The organism is Pseudomonas fluorescens (assembly GCF_030344995.1).
Classification (GTDB): domain Bacteria; phylum Pseudomonadota; class Gammaproteobacteria; order Pseudomonadales; family Pseudomonadaceae; genus Aquipseudomonas; species Aquipseudomonas fluorescens_BF.
On the sequence record NZ_CP128260.1, the window covers coordinates 769,643 to 786,627 of the forward strand.

The 16,985-nt window shown below is 61.3% G+C and carries 13 protein-coding genes and 2 pseudogenes; 5 read left to right on the forward strand and 10 right to left on the reverse strand.

Translation table 11 applies throughout. The features are described from left to right. Nucleotides 1-5: 5 nt before the first annotated feature. The 3 genes from QR290_RS03520 to QR290_RS03530 are packed head-to-tail and all read right to left on the reverse strand — an operon-like array spanning nt 6 to nt 1,757. Entirely contained in the window at nt 6-266 is a 261-nt protein-coding gene (locus QR290_RS03520; RefSeq protein ID WP_085701087.1) for a phosphopantetheine-binding protein, read from the reverse strand. After that, nucleotides 247-1,056, reverse strand: a complete 810-nt coding sequence (locus QR290_RS03525) for a lysophospholipid acyltransferase family protein (protein ID WP_289204343.1) — start codon at nt 1,054-1,056, stop codon at nt 247-249. The genes QR290_RS03520 and QR290_RS03525 overlap by 20 nt, the downstream gene beginning before the upstream one ends. Next, the gene (locus tag QR290_RS03530) at nt 1,032-1,757 is read right to left on the reverse strand and encodes a beta-ketoacyl synthase chain length factor (RefSeq protein WP_115076289.1); all 726 of its coding nucleotides are present in this window, start codon (nt 1,755-1,757) and stop codon (nt 1,032-1,034) included. Before QR290_RS03530 ends, QR290_RS03525 begins: the two co-directional genes overlap by 25 nt. Before the next feature lie 369 nt (nt 1,758-2,126). Here QR290_RS03530 and QR290_RS03535 point away from each other — a divergent pair, with 369 nt between their 5' ends. Then, on the forward strand, nt 2,127-2,897 hold the full coding sequence (locus QR290_RS03535; RefSeq protein ID WP_169428537.1) for a ParA family protein: 771 nt from the start codon (nt 2,127-2,129) through the stop codon (nt 2,895-2,897). Between the two features lie 7 nt (nt 2,898-2,904). Here QR290_RS03535 and trxC read toward each other — a convergent pair whose 3' ends face one another. The 6 genes and pseudogenes from trxC to QR290_RS28700 all read right to left on the reverse strand — a co-directional run. Continuing rightward, complete coding sequence (gene trxC / locus QR290_RS03540; protein ID WP_011332109.1) at nt 2,905-3,339, reverse strand: thioredoxin TrxC; 435 nt, start codon at nt 3,337-3,339, stop codon at nt 2,905-2,907. Nucleotides 3,340-3,420: 81 nt separating this feature from the next. Next, nucleotides 3,421-4,884, reverse strand: coding sequence for a protein adenylyltransferase SelO (gene selO, locus QR290_RS03545; RefSeq protein ID WP_289204344.1), 1,464 nt, complete (start codon nt 4,882-4,884; stop codon nt 3,421-3,423). Nucleotides 4,885-4,932: 48 nt separating this feature from the next. Then, nucleotides 4,933-8,286 (reverse strand): mechanosensitive channel MscK, encoded by a 3,354-nt coding sequence (gene mscK, locus QR290_RS03550; protein WP_289204345.1) that lies wholly within the window; start codon nt 8,284-8,286, stop codon nt 4,933-4,935. 34 nt (nt 8,287-8,320) lie between these two features. Beyond that, nucleotides 8,321-10,063: a potassium/proton antiporter gene (locus QR290_RS03555; RefSeq protein ID WP_115076293.1), complete on the reverse strand. Its 1,743-nt coding sequence runs from the start codon at nt 10,061-10,063 to the stop codon at nt 8,321-8,323. Between the two features lie 331 nt (nt 10,064-10,394). After that, nucleotides 10,395-11,267: a methyl-accepting chemotaxis protein gene (locus QR290_RS28695; RefSeq protein ID WP_371850982.1), complete on the reverse strand. Its 873-nt coding sequence runs from the start codon at nt 11,265-11,267 to the stop codon at nt 10,395-10,397. A gap of 30 nt (nt 11,268-11,297) precedes the next feature. Then, nucleotides 11,298-12,242: pseudogene (locus QR290_RS28700) on the reverse strand (MCP four helix bundle domain-containing protein); the annotation flags it as partial. 56 nt (nt 12,243-12,298) lie between these two features. Here QR290_RS28700 and QR290_RS03565 point away from each other — a divergent pair. The 4 genes and pseudogenes from QR290_RS03565 to QR290_RS28710 all read left to right on the forward strand — a co-directional run bounded on the left by QR290_RS03565 (nt 12,299) and on the right by QR290_RS28710 (nt 14,866). Further along, nucleotides 12,299-12,529, forward strand: a complete 231-nt coding sequence (locus QR290_RS03565; protein WP_115076295.1) for a hypothetical protein — start codon at nt 12,299-12,301, stop codon at nt 12,527-12,529. Next, complete coding sequence (locus tag QR290_RS03570; protein ID WP_007952314.1) at nt 12,526-12,828, forward strand: cell division protein ZapA; 303 nt, start codon at nt 12,526-12,528, stop codon at nt 12,826-12,828. Before QR290_RS03565 ends, QR290_RS03570 begins: the two co-directional genes overlap by 4 nt. Nucleotides 12,829-12,973: 145 nt before the next feature. After that, nucleotides 12,974-13,999: pseudogene (locus QR290_RS28705) on the forward strand (cache domain-containing protein); the annotation flags it as partial. Nucleotides 14,000-14,134: 135 nt separating this feature from the next. Then, complete coding sequence (locus QR290_RS28710) at nt 14,135-14,866, forward strand: methyl-accepting chemotaxis protein (protein WP_425273009.1); 732 nt, start codon at nt 14,135-14,137, stop codon at nt 14,864-14,866. 252 nt (nt 14,867-15,118) lie between these two features. Here QR290_RS28710 and QR290_RS03580 read toward each other — a convergent pair whose 3' ends face one another. After that, nucleotides 15,119-16,921 (reverse strand): acyl-CoA dehydrogenase, encoded by a 1,803-nt coding sequence (locus tag QR290_RS03580; protein WP_289204348.1) that lies wholly within the window; start codon nt 16,919-16,921, stop codon nt 15,119-15,121. Nucleotides 16,922-16,985: the final 64 nt, after the last annotated feature.

Below are 16,985 nucleotides of genomic sequence, written 5' to 3' on the forward strand. Positions count from 1 at the left end.
CGGTCTCAAGCTGCCTGTTTTGCCGTGACGAACGCCGCAAGGCTCGCCACGTTGGTGAAATGGTTGCGGGTGTCCTTGGCGTCGGCGTCGATCTTGATGCCGTACTTTTTCTGGATCGCCAGACCGAGCTCCAGGGCGTCGACGGAATCCAGGCCCAGGCCTTCGCCGAACAGCGTCTGGTCGTCGCCGATGTCCTCTGCGCTGATGTCTTCGAGGCCCAGGGCGTCGATGATCAGCTCTTTGATGTCACGGTTTAGATCGCTCATCTTCGGCGAGCTCCTTGATAAAAAATTGGTGCAAATAGTCGTTGAGCTTGCGCGAAGCCTGAGGCGCGGGGCCCTGCGCGGCGAAAGTCTGTGGGTCTATATCGGCCCCGACGCGAAAACTGAAGTGCACACGGCGACTGGGAATGCGATACCAGGGCTCGGCCTTGGTCAGGGTGGTCGGACTGACGTGGATGACCACCGGGGTGACGATTTTCGCACCGCGCAATGCGATGGCCGCCGCCCCCCGATGAAAGGCCGGCGCCTGACCCGGTTGGGTGCGGGTGCCTTCGGGGAAAATGATCAGGGTCTGACCGCTTTGCAGCGCGTTGGCGGCGGCATCGAGCATGTCCATGCTGCCGTCGTTGCTGATGTATTCGGTACTGCGCAGCGGGCCACGGGTGAAGGGGTTTTCCCACAGGCTTTTCTTCACCACGCAATTGGCCCGGCGCACCAGACCGATCAGGAACACCACATCGATCAGCGACGGGTGGTTGGCGATGATCATCTGCCCCGGGCGGCCGAGCCGTTCGGCGCCCTGGATGTCGTAGGTCAGCACGCCGGTGCGGGCCATGAACCGGACAAAAAACCAGAACAGCCGGCTGACGGTCTGGCGCGCCCGCTCGCGATGCACCCTGGCATCGCCCGGCAGGCAGCCGAGCAAGGGAAATACCAGCAGGCGCAGGCACAGGCCACCCAGCCCGAACAGGGCGAAGCTGGTGGCGGTGGCCAGCAGACGCCAGTAATAGGCGTCGCGGTTTTTTCCGATTACAGGTTGCGTTGCCAGGTCCATAGACGAGTCTTCCAGGCATGTTGGCAATGGGGTTGCTGACCGAGCAGGGTTCGCAGCAGATTCAGCGCATGGGGCCACTGCGTTTTGGACAGTGCTTCGGGGGCGCTGTTCAGGGTCAGCCGCCAGTCGGTACCGGGGGTGAGCAACAGCCCGACCGCATAGGGAAACGGTACGTCGTCGATCCACGTCGAATAGGCTTCGGGCGGTTGTTCCTCGGTGATCACCAGCAGCACCGCCGGGGCGCCTTCGTTCAGCAATGTGGCTGCTTCGAGCATGCCGTGTTCGAGGCCGTCGCCAGCTGCGGCGAGGGCGGTCATTTCGCTGGTTTCGCCGCGCATGATCGACCACAGGCCGATGATCGCGTTGTGCACCGACAGGCTGAACTGGGTCGGCGACAGCGGCTGCTCGTTGGCCAGATCGCTGAGGATTTCAAAGGTGCGCGGGGTTTCGCCATGCCGTGATACGAACACCAGCGGCAGATTTTCCCGACCATCGGCCAGCGGCCAGCCGACACTGAAGGCCATCCGCGCGAGACGACTGAGACGACGGCGCTGCATGGCTGGCAGGAACGACACATCGGGTGCGGCATCGCTGCCTTCGAGCACGACCGGTTGTCGGCTCCAGGCCTGCCAGGCTTCCACACTGTCGAGCCCGGGAGCCCAGGCGCGCCATTGGGCGATGTTGAAGTTGATCACGGACATTTATCCCGCCCCTGCGGCTGATTTGACGCGGTTTCGCCAACGTCGCCGCTGAGCTGATTTAGCCGGAAATGGCATGGCGCGTGGCGCCGGGTGGCGCGCATTATCCCGGTGCGACGAGTGTGTAGCAAATGCTGGTTACATTTTGCGCAGTGAAATGGACCGAATGGTACGCAGCAGAAAACTGTCACTTGGCCATTATCCAGATTGTCGGGTGTCTGTCTGTCGGGCGAATCGGCGATCAACGGGTGTTTCTGCACCGTATTCATTGGGATATTGGCGCCTGACTCTGTAGTCCGTGTCCATCGAGGTAGCGAACCGGCACCGGGCACCACTACACTCGGTCATTCTTTGATACACGGAGGTTTTGTCATGCGGCGCGTGGTGTTCAATCAGAAAGGTGGCGTGGGCAAATCCAGCATTGCCTGCAATCTGGCGGCGGTGAGCGCCAGCGAGGGGTATCGCACGCTGTTGGTGGACCTCGATGCCCAGGCCAATTCCACTCAGTATCTGACCGGGCTCACGGGTAATGACATTCCGATGGGCATTGCAGACTTCTTCAAGCAGACCCTGTCTTCCGGGCCTTTCTCGAAAAAGAATCAGGCAGATATCTACGAAACGCCGTTCGACAACTTGCACATCATTACCGCCACCGCCGAACTGGCCGACTTGCAGCCCAAGCTTGAGGCCAAACACAAGATCAACAAGCTGCGAAAGCTGCTCGACGAGTTGTCGGAAGATTACGACCGGATCTATCTGGATACGCCGCCGGCGCTGAATTTCTATGCGGTATCGGCACTGATTGCCGCTGATCGGGTACTGATTCCCTTTGACTGCGACAGCTTCTCGCGTCAGGCCCTCTACGGTCTGATCGCCGAAATCGACGAGTTGAAGGAAGACCACAACGAAGGCCTGGAAGTCGAAGGCATTGTGGTCAACCAGTTCCAGGCCCGGGCCAGCCTGCCGCAGCAGATCCTCGACGAACTGATCGCCGAGGGCCTGCCGGTATTGCCGGTCTACCTCGCCAGTTCAGTGCGCATGCGCGAGTCGCATCAGGCCAGCATGCCGCTGATCCACCTCGACCCACGGCACAAGCTGACGCAGCAATTCGTCGAACTGCACAACCTGCTCGAAGACGCCTGAAGCCTTGTCAGATGCCCTGGCTGCGCAGCCAGGCCATCAACTGCGGCAACGGGAAGGCCCCGCTCTGACGGGCCACTTCCCGGCCGTTGCGCAACAGAATCAGGCTCGGAATCGAACGAATCCCCAACTGCGCCGACAACTGCTGATTGGCCTCGCTGTCCAGCTTGGCCAGCCGGCATTTGCCCGCCAACTGCGCAGCCGCCTGCTCGAACACCGGCGCAAACGACTTGCACGGCCCGCACCAGTCCGCCCACACGTCCACCAGCAACGGCAGATCACCCTTGATCTGACTGGCGTAATCGCCTTGCTTGAGTTCGAACGGCTTGTTCAACAACACCTCGGACTTGCAGCGCCCGCACTTCGGGTGGTCGTTGAGGCGCTCGGCGGGGATGCGGTTGAGGCCGTTGCAGGAAGGGCAGGGGATGAGGAGTGGGTCGGTCATGATCGGCTCGGTGAATAAAACGGGATCGTACGACTGATCTGGAGCCGTACGGATCGATTATCAAGGTTCAGTCGTTCCCGCTTACGACGAACAACTGATCTCCAAATGCTTGCCCCACTCCGGCGGCCGTTCCGCATAGCTCTCCATTCCAGGCTGTTCCTCGTATGGATTGCTCAGCACCGCATAAAGCCGGCGCACTTCTGAATAGTCACCCTGCTCGGCAGCATCGATTGCCTTCTGCGCCAGGTAATTGCGCAGGATGTACAGCGGATTCACCGCATGCATCCGCGCGCGGCGCTGTTCCTGATCGGTCGCGCCATCGCGTGCGACACGGGCGACATAGCGCTCGCCCCACGCATCGAAACCCTTGATATCGACGAAATCATCGCGCAGCCGGGCGACAGCCTGTTCGGCTGACTCTTCGCCCAGGCGCCGGAAGAACAGCGTGTAGTCGACGCCGCTGTTCTGCATCAGTTGCAGCAGTTGTTCCAGCAGTTGCTGGTCGTCGTCCTCGGCGGTGGTGAAGCCGAAGCGGCGGCGCATCAGGTCGAGGTAATGCGCCTGGAATAGCGGCAGATACAGGCCGAGGGTTTCGCGCAGGGCTTCGACGCTGATGAACGGCGTCAGGGCCTGGGCCAGGGCGCTGAGGTTCCATTGGCCGACCGGTACCTGATTGCTGAAGGAGTAGCGGCCCTGATCGTCGGAGTGGTTGCAGATGAAGTTCGCGTCGAAATCGTCGAGGAAGGCGAACGGGCCGAAGTCGAAGGTGATGCCGAGGATCGACATGTTGTCGGTGTTCATCACCCCGTGGCAGAAGCCGTAGGCCTGCCATTTGGCGATCAGTTCGGCGTTGCGCTCGACGATCTCGCGGAACATCGCCAGATAGGGTTCTGGCTGTTCCAGACATTCGGGGTAGTGCATCGCCAATACGTGTTCGCCGAGCTGCTTCTGCTGGTCGGGACGCTTGGTGTAATAGAAATATTCGAAATGGCCGAAACGGATGTGGCTCGGCGCCAGGCGCAGCACCATCGCAGCGCGTTCCTGTTTCTCACGCCAGACCGGGGTGTCGGAGCCGATTACACACGCGGCGCGGGAAGACGGGATGTTCAGCGCATGCAGTGCTTCGGACGCGAGAAACTCGCGGATCGACGAACGCAGCACCGCGCGACCATCGCCCATGCGCGAAAACGGTGTCTGCCCGGCGCCCTTCAGATGCAAGTCCCAGTGCTCGCCGGCCGCGTTGTACACCTCGCCCAGCAACAACCCGCGACCGTCGCCCAGTTGCGGGGTGTAACCGCCGAACTGATGCCCGGAATAGACCATCGCCCGCGGCTCGGCATCAGCCCACAGCTTGTGGCCGCCGAACAGTTCGGCAAATTCCTGGGAGTCGGCCACCGCCGGGTCGAGATCCAGCAGCGCCAGGGCCGCAGGGCTGGCCACCACCAGTCGCGGATTGTCGATCGGTTCGGGCAGCACATGGGCCGAGAACGCATCGCCCAGACGGGCGAAGCGGTTGTCGAAGGTCAGTTCGTCGAGGGCTTTCAAGGGCCGGCTCCAGCAGAATGTCCGAGCATTCTGCTGGGAATGGCCGGGTTAGTCGAGTTTGGCCGGCGGCGGCTCCTGCAACGGTTTCTGGTCGTCGCTGACCGGCACGATGGTTTTGGTTTCCGGCTCGATCGGCACCATCTTGTATTCCTGACCGTGGAGGTTCTTCAGGTAAACCTCCATCTGGCGGAACGAGATGTTGATGTGCTGCTTCTTGAACTCGCGGTTGATGAAGCGGTTGACCTCATCGAGTACCGGGTTGCGGTCGCCGAGGTCACGCACATGCATGCGCAGTTCGTGGTCGAGGGTGCTTTCGCCGAAGTTGAGGAAGTACACGTGCGGCTCGGGTTCCTTGAGTACGCGCGGGTTTTCCCGGGCGGCCTTGAGCAGCAGTTCCTTGACCAGATCCAGATCCGAACCGTAATCGACGCCCAGTTTCAGGGTCACCCGGGTGATGGTGTCGGTCAGCGACCAGTTGATCAGTTGCCCGGTGATGAACGTCTTGTTCGGGACAATGATGTCCTTGCGGTCGAAGTCGGTGATGGTTGTGGCGCGGATGCGGATCTTGCTCACCGTGCCCGACAGATTACCGATCGTGATGGTGTCGCCGATCCGCACCGGGCGTTCGAACAGGATCATGATGCCGGAGATGAAGTTCGCGAAAATCTCCTGCATGCCGAAACCGAGACCCACCGACAGCGCCGCCACCAGCCATTGCAATTTGTCCCAGCTCACGCCGAGGGTCGACAGGGTCGAGACGAAACCGACCCCGGCGATCACGTAGGACAGCAGCGTGGTCGTCGCGTAGGCACTGCCCTGGGCCAGATTGAGTTTCGATAGCACAAACACTTCAAGCAGGCCCGGCAAGTTGCGGGCGAGCGCAAAGGTGATGCCGATGATGATCAGCGCGCCGAGCATGTCGCCGATGCTGATCGGCACCATGCTCATGTTGGCGCCGGTGCCGCTGGTGTATTCGTAGAGAGTGATGTTGTCGAGGTACGAGAACACCGTGATCAGGTCAGCCCAGACCCAATACAGCGCGGCGATGAAACCGCCGAGCAGCGCCAGACGGATCAGGCGCAGGGACTGTTCGTTGACCTTTTCGATGTCCAGGGTCGGCTCTTCGATCACCGCTTCGCCGTCGCCGGCCTCTTTCGCGGCCTGACGTTTGGCCAGGGCGCGCTGGTAAGCCAGACGGCGTGCCGCAACCGCGAGGCCACGGACGAAGGTGGCTTCGATCACCAGCCAGAACATCAGCAGATACAGCGTGTTGATCAAGCGGTCACTGAGCTTCAGCGCGGTGTAGTAGTAGCCGAAGCACACGGCGACGAACAGCGCGATGGGCAGCAGGGTGAACATCACGCCCACGGCCTTGCGGAACAGCGAGGCGTTTTCGTGGGTCGGGCTGCTGATCAGCAGGCGGCTGAGCAGCCATGCCATCAGCGCGTAGCAAGTCAGCACCACCGGCATGCCGATGACATCGTCGGCCAGCGCCGCCGGTTGCAGCTCGGCGACCGCCACCACGGCCACCAGCGCCATGACCACCAGTCCCAGGCGACGCACCCAGCCTTGCAGGAATTCGACCTGCGGCTTTTCCCAGCGGAAGTGCAATTCGGCCACGCCGCCCGGCGCGAGGATCCGGTAAGCGGTGTAGAACACCAGCCACGCCTGGGCCATTTGCAGCAGCGCCGCGCCCATGTTGGCGTTCTGCCCGCGAGCGTCGATCTGCAACGCCAGCCCGCACAGGGCCAGGCCCAGCGCCACCGGCATCGCCAGCAAAATATTGATCAGGATCGCCTGCGGCGTGTGCCACTGACTGTCACGCTTGAAGTGACCGATGTCCTGGTGAACCTTGTTCAGGCGCGAATACAACTGCTTGCGGCGCCACAGCAGCGCGCCGATCAGCAGCGCCAGCGGCAGGAACAACAGCGGTCGCTGGGTTAGGCCGTCGGTCAGCTCGCTGAAGCTTGAGGCCAGCGGCAAAGTGTCGATCTGACGCTTGAGGCGTTCCGGCACGCCGCGCATCCATTCGGTGTCCAGCGGCTTGTTGCTCGGGATCCAGAACATCTGCTCGTCGAGCGTCGCGCGCAGGCTTTGCGCGGTGCTCAGCAGTTGTTTCTGGTTCAGTTGCAGGGTGATCGACTCGTTGAGCATTGCGCTCAGTTCGCGGTTCAGACGCTCCAGCAAATCGGCGCGGGTGTTGGCCAGTTCCAGCAGGCTCTTGCGCAGTTGCGGCGTGACCTGCTCCGGCGGCTGAGTGGACAGCAGATTGTCGACGTAAGCCGTCGGGTTGCTCAGCAGTTCACGTTGCTGGCTGACTTCGAACTGATACAGGCGGATGTCGGCGATCTGGTCCGCCAGATCGCGATCGACCTTGAGACGCGGCAGGGCCTGTTTCTGTTTATAGAGAATCTTCGACAGCAGCAGGCTGCCCTTGAGTACGTTGATCTGCTCGTCGAGGGCCGAGTCGCTTTGGGTCACGCTGTCCAGTTGCTGTTTGGTCTGCAGGTTCTGCTGGGTGACTTCGTTGAGACGGTCGGTGCTCTTGAGCAGGTAGTCGGAGAGCTTGAGGTTGGCCGCGCTTTCGGTGGCGAGCAGGGTGCTGCCGCCGGACTTCTGCGCCTCGATCGATTGCTGGGTCACGGTCTCCTGAGAAAGAGCCAGACGCTTCTGGTTGATCAGGGTTTGCAGTTCCTGAATCTCGCGGTCCAGACGGTCGGATTTCTCCGAGAGCAGGTCATGCTGACTGTTGCCCAGATCCTGCAACTGGTTGTTGCCGGCCAGTTCCTGACGACGCAGCGGGATCAGCGCGTTCAGGGCGGCCAGTTCGGCATTGAGCTGGTCGCGTTGCTCGGCGCTCAGGGTCTTGCCGCCGTCCTTGCCGGTCTTGAGGATGTTGTTGATCTGCTGGATACGCGTCTGGCTGCTGGAAATCTCGGCCTGGGCGCGCTCGGGGCGGGTCTGGGCGGTGATGATCAGGCTGTTGGCTTCGGCCAGGGCCTTTTGCAGATCGCTTTGCTGGGTCGAGCGCTCGGTGAGCATCTGCTCCAGCTGCTGGATGTTCTCTTTGGGGAAGCGTTGCGCCACCGGCACCACGGCGCTGGCCTTGAGGCGGGTCAGTTCGCGGGCGTTCTCGATGGTCTGCTTCGGCGCAGTGGCCAACTGCTGCTTGAGGTCGATCAGCTTCTGCTCGTAGTCACGCCGGTTATTGAGCTGGTTCAGCGTGTTTTGCAGGACCGTTTGCAGGGTCTTTTTATCGGCGTCGGGCAGTTTGCTGTCGGCGATTTTGTCCAGACTGGCCTGCACGGCTTCGCTGGACGGCGGTTCGGCGGCTTGCAGCGGGCCGACAGTAAGAGTCAGGCCCAGCAGGGCCGCGACGAAAAAGGAGCGCAGGGTAGGCATAGAGACCGGTCAAGCAAGTTGGAGTGGACGCAGTTTAGAGGAAGAGCCCGGGGCCCGGGCGACTTCCTTCGGGGAATCTGACGCCCACTTTGCCGATCTTGTTCCCGTCCATGACCGCAACCGTCCAGTGGGTGTTGTTCCATTCCACCTGGTCGCCAACGATCGGTGCACCGCCGACTTTCTGGGCAATGAAGTGGCCCAGGGTCATGTCCGGATCGATGCCGTCGGCGGGCAGGCCGTACAGGGCGGCAACCGCTTTGAGCTGGGCGTCTCCTTCGAGTACGAAGTCGCCGAAGAAGCGCAGATCGAGGCCCCGTTGCGGCGCCTGGCTGAACAGTTTTCCGAGGGCCGGAAGGTTGTGTTCATGGCCGATAACACACAGCAAATCATCGACTTCCAGCACCGTACTACCCGACGGATGGAGCAGTTGCTGACCGCGAAACAGGGCGGCGATACGGGTGCCTTCGGGCATTTTCAGTTCGCGCAGGGGTGAACCGATGCACCATTTTTCCGCGCCGAGCTTGTAGACGAACAACTCCCACTCGCTGGTGACGTGCACTTCGAGGGCGGCGCGGGAAATCGGCGCCGGCTCCGGCGGTACCGTCACCTTGAGCAGCTTCGCCACCCACGGCAGGCTCGTGCCCTGCACCAGCAGCGACACCAGCACGATGAAGAAAGCGAGGTTGAAGTACAGCTGCGCATTCGGCAGCCCGGCCATCAGCGGGAACACCGCCAGAATGATCGGTACCGCGCCACGCAGACCGACCCAGGAAATGAACGCTTTCTCGCGGCCATGGAAGGCCTTGAACGGCAGCAGCCCGACCACTACCGACAGCGGCCGTGCGAACAGGATCATCCACAGCGCCAGGCCCAGCGCAGGCAAGGCGATCGGCAGCAGATCGTGCGGAGTGACCAGCAGCCCCAGCACCAGGAACATGCCGATCTGCGCCAGCCACGCCATGCCGTCGAGCATGTGCAGGATGCCGTGGCGGCTGCGCACCGGCCGGTTGCCGATCACCAGACCGCACAGGTACACGGCGAGGAAACCGCTGCCGTGCAGGGCGTTGGTCAGGGCAAACACCACCAGACCGCCGGCGATCACCAGAATCGGATACAGGCCGGCGGCCAGATTGATCCGGTTGACCAACTGCAGCATCAGCCAGCCACCGCCCAGACCGATCACGCCACCGATGCCGAACTCGCGGATCAAGTGGGTCAGCAGGCTCCAGTGCAGGCCGGTCTGGCCGCTGGCGAGCATGTCGATCAGGGTCACGGTGAGGAACACCGCCATCGGGTCGTTGCTGCCGGATTCGATTTCCAGGCTGGCGGTCACCCGTTCGTTCAGACCCTTGCCGCCGAGCAGCGAAAACACCGCCGCGGCGTCCGTGGAACCGACGATGGCGCCGATCAGCAGGCCCTGGATCAGGTTGAGGTCGAACAGCCACGCGGCAGCCATGCCGGTGAGACCGGTGGTGATGAGCACCCCGACCGTCGCAAGTGACAAGGCCGGCCACAGGGCCACGCGGAAACTGGACACCCGGGTACGCAAGCCGCCGTCGAGCAGGATCACTGCCAGTGCGAGGTTGCCGACCAGATAGGCCGTCGGGTAGTTATCGAAAATGATGCCGCCGCCATCGACCCCGGCAGTCATGCCGACCGCGAGGATGATCACCAGAATCGGGATGCCGAGACGGGAAGAAAGGGAGCTGACAAGAATGCTTGCGCCTACCAGCAACGCGCCGATCAAGAACAGGCTGTTGATGGTCGTCGCATTCAAAGGCAGTACTCCAGAAGCGGAAAGACGGGCACAAACTGACCATGCAGTCTGCGTGCCAGCGATTCTAACCTGTTGAAATGTGATGCTGTCAAAAAGGTTTTTGCGGCGGAGTCGTTAGAGGTTGTGCCTGGCTTGAGACCGCTGCCCTCACCCTAACCCTCTCCCGGAGGGAGAGGGGACTGACCGAGTGGTTCTCTCGAGTTATATCGACCTGAAATAGCGAGTCGAACTCAGGATCTGAAAAGTCCCCGATCTGCTCCCTTTCCCCCTCGCCCCCTTTAGGGGGAGAGGGCTGGGGTGAAGGGGTAGCTTTTGATCTTGATCTAAAAAATCAAAGGCTAAACCGCCCAACCATATTGTTCAGATCCAGCGCCAGGCGCGACAGTTCGTTGCTCGCCGCACTGGTCTGATTCGCGCCAGTCGCCGATTGCACCGACAGATCGCGGATGTTCACCAGGTTGCGATCCACTTCCCGCGCCACCTGCGCTTGCTCTTCGGCGGCGCTGGCGATCACCAGGTTGCGCTCGTTGATTTCGACGATGGCGGTGTTGATGGTGTCCAGCGACAGGCCGGCGCCACGGGCGATGTTCAGGGTCGACTCGGCGCGCTCGGTGCTGTTGCGCATCGAATCCACGGCGTGTTCGGTGCCGCTCTGAATGCTGCCGATCATGCGTTCGATTTCGCTGGTCGACTGCTGGGTGCGGTGCGCCAGGGCACGGACTTCATCGGCCACCACAGCAAAACCACGACCGGCTTCACCGGCACGGGCTGCTTCAATCGCAGCGTTGAGCGCCAGCAGGTTGGTCTGGTCAGCCAGGCCACGGATCACGTCCAGCACCTTGCCGATGTCACGGGATTCGTTGGCCAGATCACCGATCAGGGTCGCGGTGCTCTGCACGTCGGCGCTCATGCGTTCGATGGCGCTGACGGTTTCCTGCACCAGATCGCGGCCGTCGCCAGCAGAGGTGGTGGCGTTCTTCGAAGCTTCGGACGTGCTGACGGCGTTGCGTGCAACTTCTTCAACCGCGCTGGTCATCTCGTTGACTGCGGTGGCGGCCTGTTCGATTTCGTTGTTCTGCTGGGTCAGGCCACGGGCGCTTTCGTCGGTGACGCTGTTCAGCTCTTCGGCGGCGGACGCCAGTTGCGTAGCCGAGCCGGAAATCCGCTGCAGGGTGTCGCGCAGCTTCGATTGCATCTTGGCCATGGCCGCCAGCAGGCGTCCGGCTTCGTCGGTGCCGTCAACGTGGATCGGCTGGGTCAGGTTGCCTTCGGCGATGGTTTCCGCCGCATCCAGTGCCTTGGCAATCGGCTTGGTGATGCTGACGGTCAGCAACCAGGCGAACAGGAAAGTCAGGCCAGTGGCAATCACCAGCAATGTCACCACCAGGGTGAACGACATCGAATACTGGTTGGCTGCGCCTTGGTCGGTCTCGGCGATCTGTTGGGTATTGATTTCCAGCAGGCGGGCCAGCGCGGTGTTCACCGCCTCCGAATTGGCCAGCAAGTCGGTGTTGAGCATTTGCCGCAACTCGTCGACCTGGTTGTTGCGCGACAGCATTTTCATCCTGTCTTCGAGTTGACGGTACTGCGCCAGCAATTGCACATACTGGTCGTACGCGGCACGCTCTTGCGGGCCGTCGATCAGCGGCTCATAGACCCGTTGCGCATCGGCGATCTGCTTGTTGCGCATGTCGAACAGCTCGATGGTTTTCTGTTGCACGTCCGGCTCGCGGTTGAGCAGCAAGCGATACGAAAGAACGCGCAGGCGCAGCGTCAGCTGGGTGAACTCATCCAGCGACTTGATCGAAGGCACGCTGGCGCTGGCGATATCTTCACCCGCTGCGCGGATCTTGCTCATCTGATTCAGGGCGAATACACCGAGAATCAGCATCAAGCCGCCGATCAGGGCAAAACCGGTGAACGCCCGGGGGGCGATATTCATATTGCGAAGGGACATGGAGGGATACCGAGGAAGGGCCGCATCCATGCGGGCTGAGACTGCTGTTGGGTGACTTATCGGTCGAGCGAATGAACTCTTTAGTCCATGTGCGTATTTGTCGCATCCGCGCGCAATCGACGAAGTGCAGGAACCAGATCGGCAGATCACAGTCTCTAGGACTCGCAAGAACGGTCGAGCCGCCAGGAAAATCAAGGCCTTGTGCCGGTTTAATCCTGGCATCCACGACGACTTTTCTTTATCGTACGCGCCCTTTGAAAAACGCCTGGAATATCAAAATGTTGGAAGCATCCCTCAGCCAATTGGAACAGCTCGTCAGCGACCTGGTGCAACAGAACCAGAGCCTGTCGGAAACCAACCAGACCCTGTCCACGGAACTGGCCCAGGCCAAGGATGAAAACGAAAGCCTGCAACTGAGCCTGATGGAACAGGAAGAAAAGCACGGCGCCACCGCCGCGCGCATCCAGGCCCTGGTTGATCGCGTCAACGCCGGTCCTGTCAGCGCATGAACCACGGCACAGCAGGGGTAAAAGTCATCTCCATCATGGGGGAGGACTATTCGATCAAGGCACCGGCCGGGGAAGAACAGACCCTGCTGGACGCCGCATTGATGCTCAAGGCCGCACTGGCCGACACCAAGCGCAAATACCCGACCCTGATCGGTGACCGCCTGCTGGTGCTGGCGGCGATGAATCTGTGCTCGCAGCAGATTGAAATGAAGAAGCAGCATCAGGAAGAACTCGAGCGTTACCAAGAGCAAGTCAGCGCCACGGTCGAGACCATCGCCAAGACCATCAATCAGGGTTGATGGGGTTGCGCACAACCAAAGAATAAGATTGTCGATTGCGTTGTATACAATCGGCACGGCTGTTGCAGTGTTTCAGCCTCTTATTCTTTGGGGGTGCTCCATGCAGTTCTGGCGTCGCAGTATTCAATGGCAGCTGATCCTCGGCATGGGCACCGCTCTGCTGGTCAGCATTCTGATCGTGGTTGGCATTTATACCCTGGTGGTCAACCGCCTCGCCCAGAGCTATCTGGTCGAACAGGCGCTGCCGTCGAGCATCGAAGCGACGCGCAACGACATCGAACGAATCCTCGTTCAACCCCTCACCGCCGCCAAAGACATTGCCAGCAACACCATGGTCCGCGACTGGCTGGCCAACGGTGAAGACTCCGGCAAAACGGCGGGCTTCGCGCAGTATCTGGAAGGCATCCGCGCCGAACACAAGGCGTTTACCGCGCTGATCATCGGCACCGAATCCAATCACTACATCACCGAAAAAGGCCTGGATCGCACCCTCAGTCGTGATAAACCGGCCGATGCGTGGTTTTACTCTTTCCTCGACAGTAACCAGCCACGAACCCTGAACATCGACAACGACGGGGCCACCGGAGAGCTGGCGCTGTTCATCGATTTGAAGGTAGAGCAGGCCGGCAAAGTGGTCGGTGTCGCGGGACTCGGGCTGAGCATGAAAGAGCTGTCGGAGCTGATTCACAACTTCAGCTTCGGCGAGCGCGGGAAGGTCTATCTCGTGCGTTCCGATGGTCTGATCCAGGTCCATCCAGAGGCACAGTTCAGCGGCAAGCGCACGCTTACGGAGCAGATCGGCGCCAACGCGGCGCAAGCGGTCATGGGCCACAAAGTGGCGACCAACAGCAGCTTCCAGCGCGATGGCGAAGACTTCCTCGCCTTCAGCCTGCCTTTGCGCGACCTCGGCTGGACCCTGGTGGCCGAAGTGCCACAGTCGCAGATCTACGCCGAAGCCCGCCGGGCGATGTGGATGAGCAGCGGCATCGGTCTGGCGGTGGCGCTGGTTTGCCTGGCGCTGGTGATCTGGCTGGCTCAGGGATTGGTGCGACCGATTCGTCAGGTAACAGCTGCGCTGGTAGCAATCGGTAGCGGTGGTGGAGATTTGACCCATCGGTTAGATTCCAGCCGCGCCGATGAACTGGGCGACCTCGCCCGGGGCTTCAACCGTTTCCTCGACAGCCAGCGCGGAATGATCGGCGAAGTGCTGACCACCAGCGAGCGTCTGCGTGTTGCCGTCGGCCAAGTGGCCAGGGTTGTGGATAACACCGCCGAGCGTTCCGGTCGTCAGCAGGAAATGACTGACATGGTCGCCACCGCCGTCCACGAAATGGGCCTGACCGTGCAGGAAATCGCGCAGAACGCCGGCAACGCCGCACTTGCCTCGCAAACTGCGCGAGATGAAGCGATGCAGGCGCGCGAAGTGGTCGGTGGTTCGATTCGCCATATAGAAAGCATGTCCGACGAAATCGGCGTCGCGGCGGGGGCGGTGGGTGAGCTCGCGCATCAAGTGGCGTCGATCGATCAGGTGCTGGCGGTGATTCGCGGTGTGTCCGAGCAGACCAATCTGTTGGCGTTGAACGCTGCCATCGAAGCTGCTCGAGCCGGCGATATGGGGCGCGGTTTTGCGGTGGTGGCGGATGAGGTGCGCACCCTGGCGCGTCGGACTCAGGCGTCTACCGACGAGATTCAGCAGATGATCGGCAGCCTCAAGCAGGGGGCGGAGAATGCGGTTTCATCGATGCGCACCGGGCAGGCTGCGACTGGCACCGGGGTTGAATCGAGCCAGCGTACCGGGGCTTCTTTGACCGCGATCACCGGGCAGGTCGAGCGCATCAGCGACATGAACCATCAGGTGGCGACGGCGACTGAGGAACAGTCAGCTGTGACTGAGGAGATCAATCGCAATGTGCAGGGGATTTCCGATCTGGCCCGGGCGACGGCGGGGGAGGTTCGGGCCTGTCGAGAGGATTGTCAGATGCTGCAGCGGTTGGCGGATGATCTGGCGCGGCAGATGGGTGGGTTCAAGTTGAGTTGAGTTGAGTGCCAAGAGCCAAAGAGCCCCTCACCCTAGCCCTCCCGAAACGTCGGACCGCCCAAAGGGAGAGGGGACCGATTGGGGAATATTGAAGAGGTTTACCGACTTGAAAGATCGGCTTTGAATCCATAATCGACTCGGTCGTTCCGGTCGATGTATAGCGCAAGACAACTCGGTCGGCCCCCTCTCCCTTTGGGCGGTCCGACGTTTCGGGAGGGCTGGGGTGAGGGCCGGGGCTCACTGGGTCAACGATCAGAACCACGCATCCTGCATCCCCAGACACGTGTCATCCCGCGCCTCCAGCAACGCCAGCTCATGCTGACACCCCGGCACTTCCCACGTCAGGAAATACCGCGCCGCCTGCAACTTGCCTTTATAGAAGTCGACATCCGCCACATTCCCCTTGGCCAACCCTTCCTCCGCCCGAATCGCCTGTTCCAGCCAGCGCCAGCCAATCACCGCGTGCCCGAACACTTTCAGGTACAGCGCCGAGTTCGCCAGGCTGCTGTTGACCTTACCCTGAGCCAGATCAGTCAGCAGGCCAATAGTCACCGTTTGTAGGCGCGCCACCAGTTTCTCCAACGGCTCACGCAATGCGCTCAACGATTCGTACGCCACCGCACGCTCGGCGGTGTCGGCGATCAGGCGGATAAGCTGCTTGAGCCCGGCGCCACCGTTCTGCGCCAGTTTGCGCCCCAGCAAATCGAGCGACTGAATGCCGTGGGTGCCTTCGTGGATCGGGTTCAGGCGGTTGTCGCGGTAGTACTGCTCCACCGGGTATTCGCGGGTGTAACCGTGGCCGCCGAGAATCTGGATCGCCAGTTCGTTGGCCTTGAGGCAGAACTCCGATGGCCAGGATTTGACGATCGGCGTCAGCAAATCCAGTAGCTCGTGAGCCTGTTTGCGCTCGGCTTCGGTCTCAAGCGTGGTGGTGTCATCAAACAGTCGCGCCGCATACAGGCCGAGATCGAACGCACCTTCGACGTAGGATTTCTGCGTCAGCAGCATGCGTCTGACATCGGCGTGCTGAATGATCGCCACCGGCGCCGTCGTCGGATCCTTGCTGTCCGGCACCCGGCCTTGTGGCCGTTCGCGAGCGTATTCCAGCGAGTACAGGTAACCGGCGTAACCGAGCATCACCGCGCCCATGCCGACGCCGATTCGCGCCTCGTTCATCATCTGGAACATGTAGCTCAAGCCATGATGCGGCTTGCCCACCAGATAACCGACACACTCGCCGTTATCGCCGAAGTTCAGCGCCGTGGAGGTCGTGCCGCGCCAGCCCATCTTGTGGAACAGCCCGGCCAGCAGCACGTCATTACGTTTGCCGAGGCTGCCGTCATCGTTGACCAGAAACTTGGGCACGATGAACAGCGAAATACCCTTCACCCCGGCCGGCGCGTCCGGCAGTTTGGCCAGCACCATGTGCACGATGTTTTCCGAGAGTGGGTGATCGCCGCCGGAAATGAAGATCTTGTTGCCCTTGAGGCGATAAGTGCCGTCGGACGCAGGCTCTGCGCGGGTACGAATATCCGACAGCGACGAACCGGCATGTGGCTCGGTCAGGGCCATGGTGCCGAAGAAGCGACCGTCGATCATCGGTTGCAGGAAGCGTTGCTTCTGCTCTTCGGTGCCGAAGCTTTCGATCAGGTTGGCCGCGCCCATGGTCAGGAACGGATACGAGGTCGACGCCGCGTTGGCCGACTGGAAGTGGGCGAAGCAGGCCTGGGACAACAGTGTAGGAAGTTGCATGCCGCCGGCGTCGAAACTGCGCGCCGCGTTGAGGAATCCGGCTTCGAGGAACGCATCCACCGCCGGTTTCACCTCGGGAATCAGAATCGCCTGACCGTTCTCGTAGCGCGGTTCGTTTTCGTCGCCCTTGCGGTTGTGCGGTGCGAAGTACTTTTCGGCGATGTTGCGCGCCGTGCCGATGGCGGCGTCGAAGGTTTCGCGGTTGTGCTCGGCAAACCGCTCGCGCCGGGTCAGGCCCTCGGCATCGAGGACTTCGTACAGCTCGAAAGCCAGATTGCGGGAACTGAGCAGCGTCTCGGACATGGCGGCCTACCTTTTTTTGGAATGGACCGAGTCTAGGCGTGCGAATAAAGGCTGAACAGGAAGA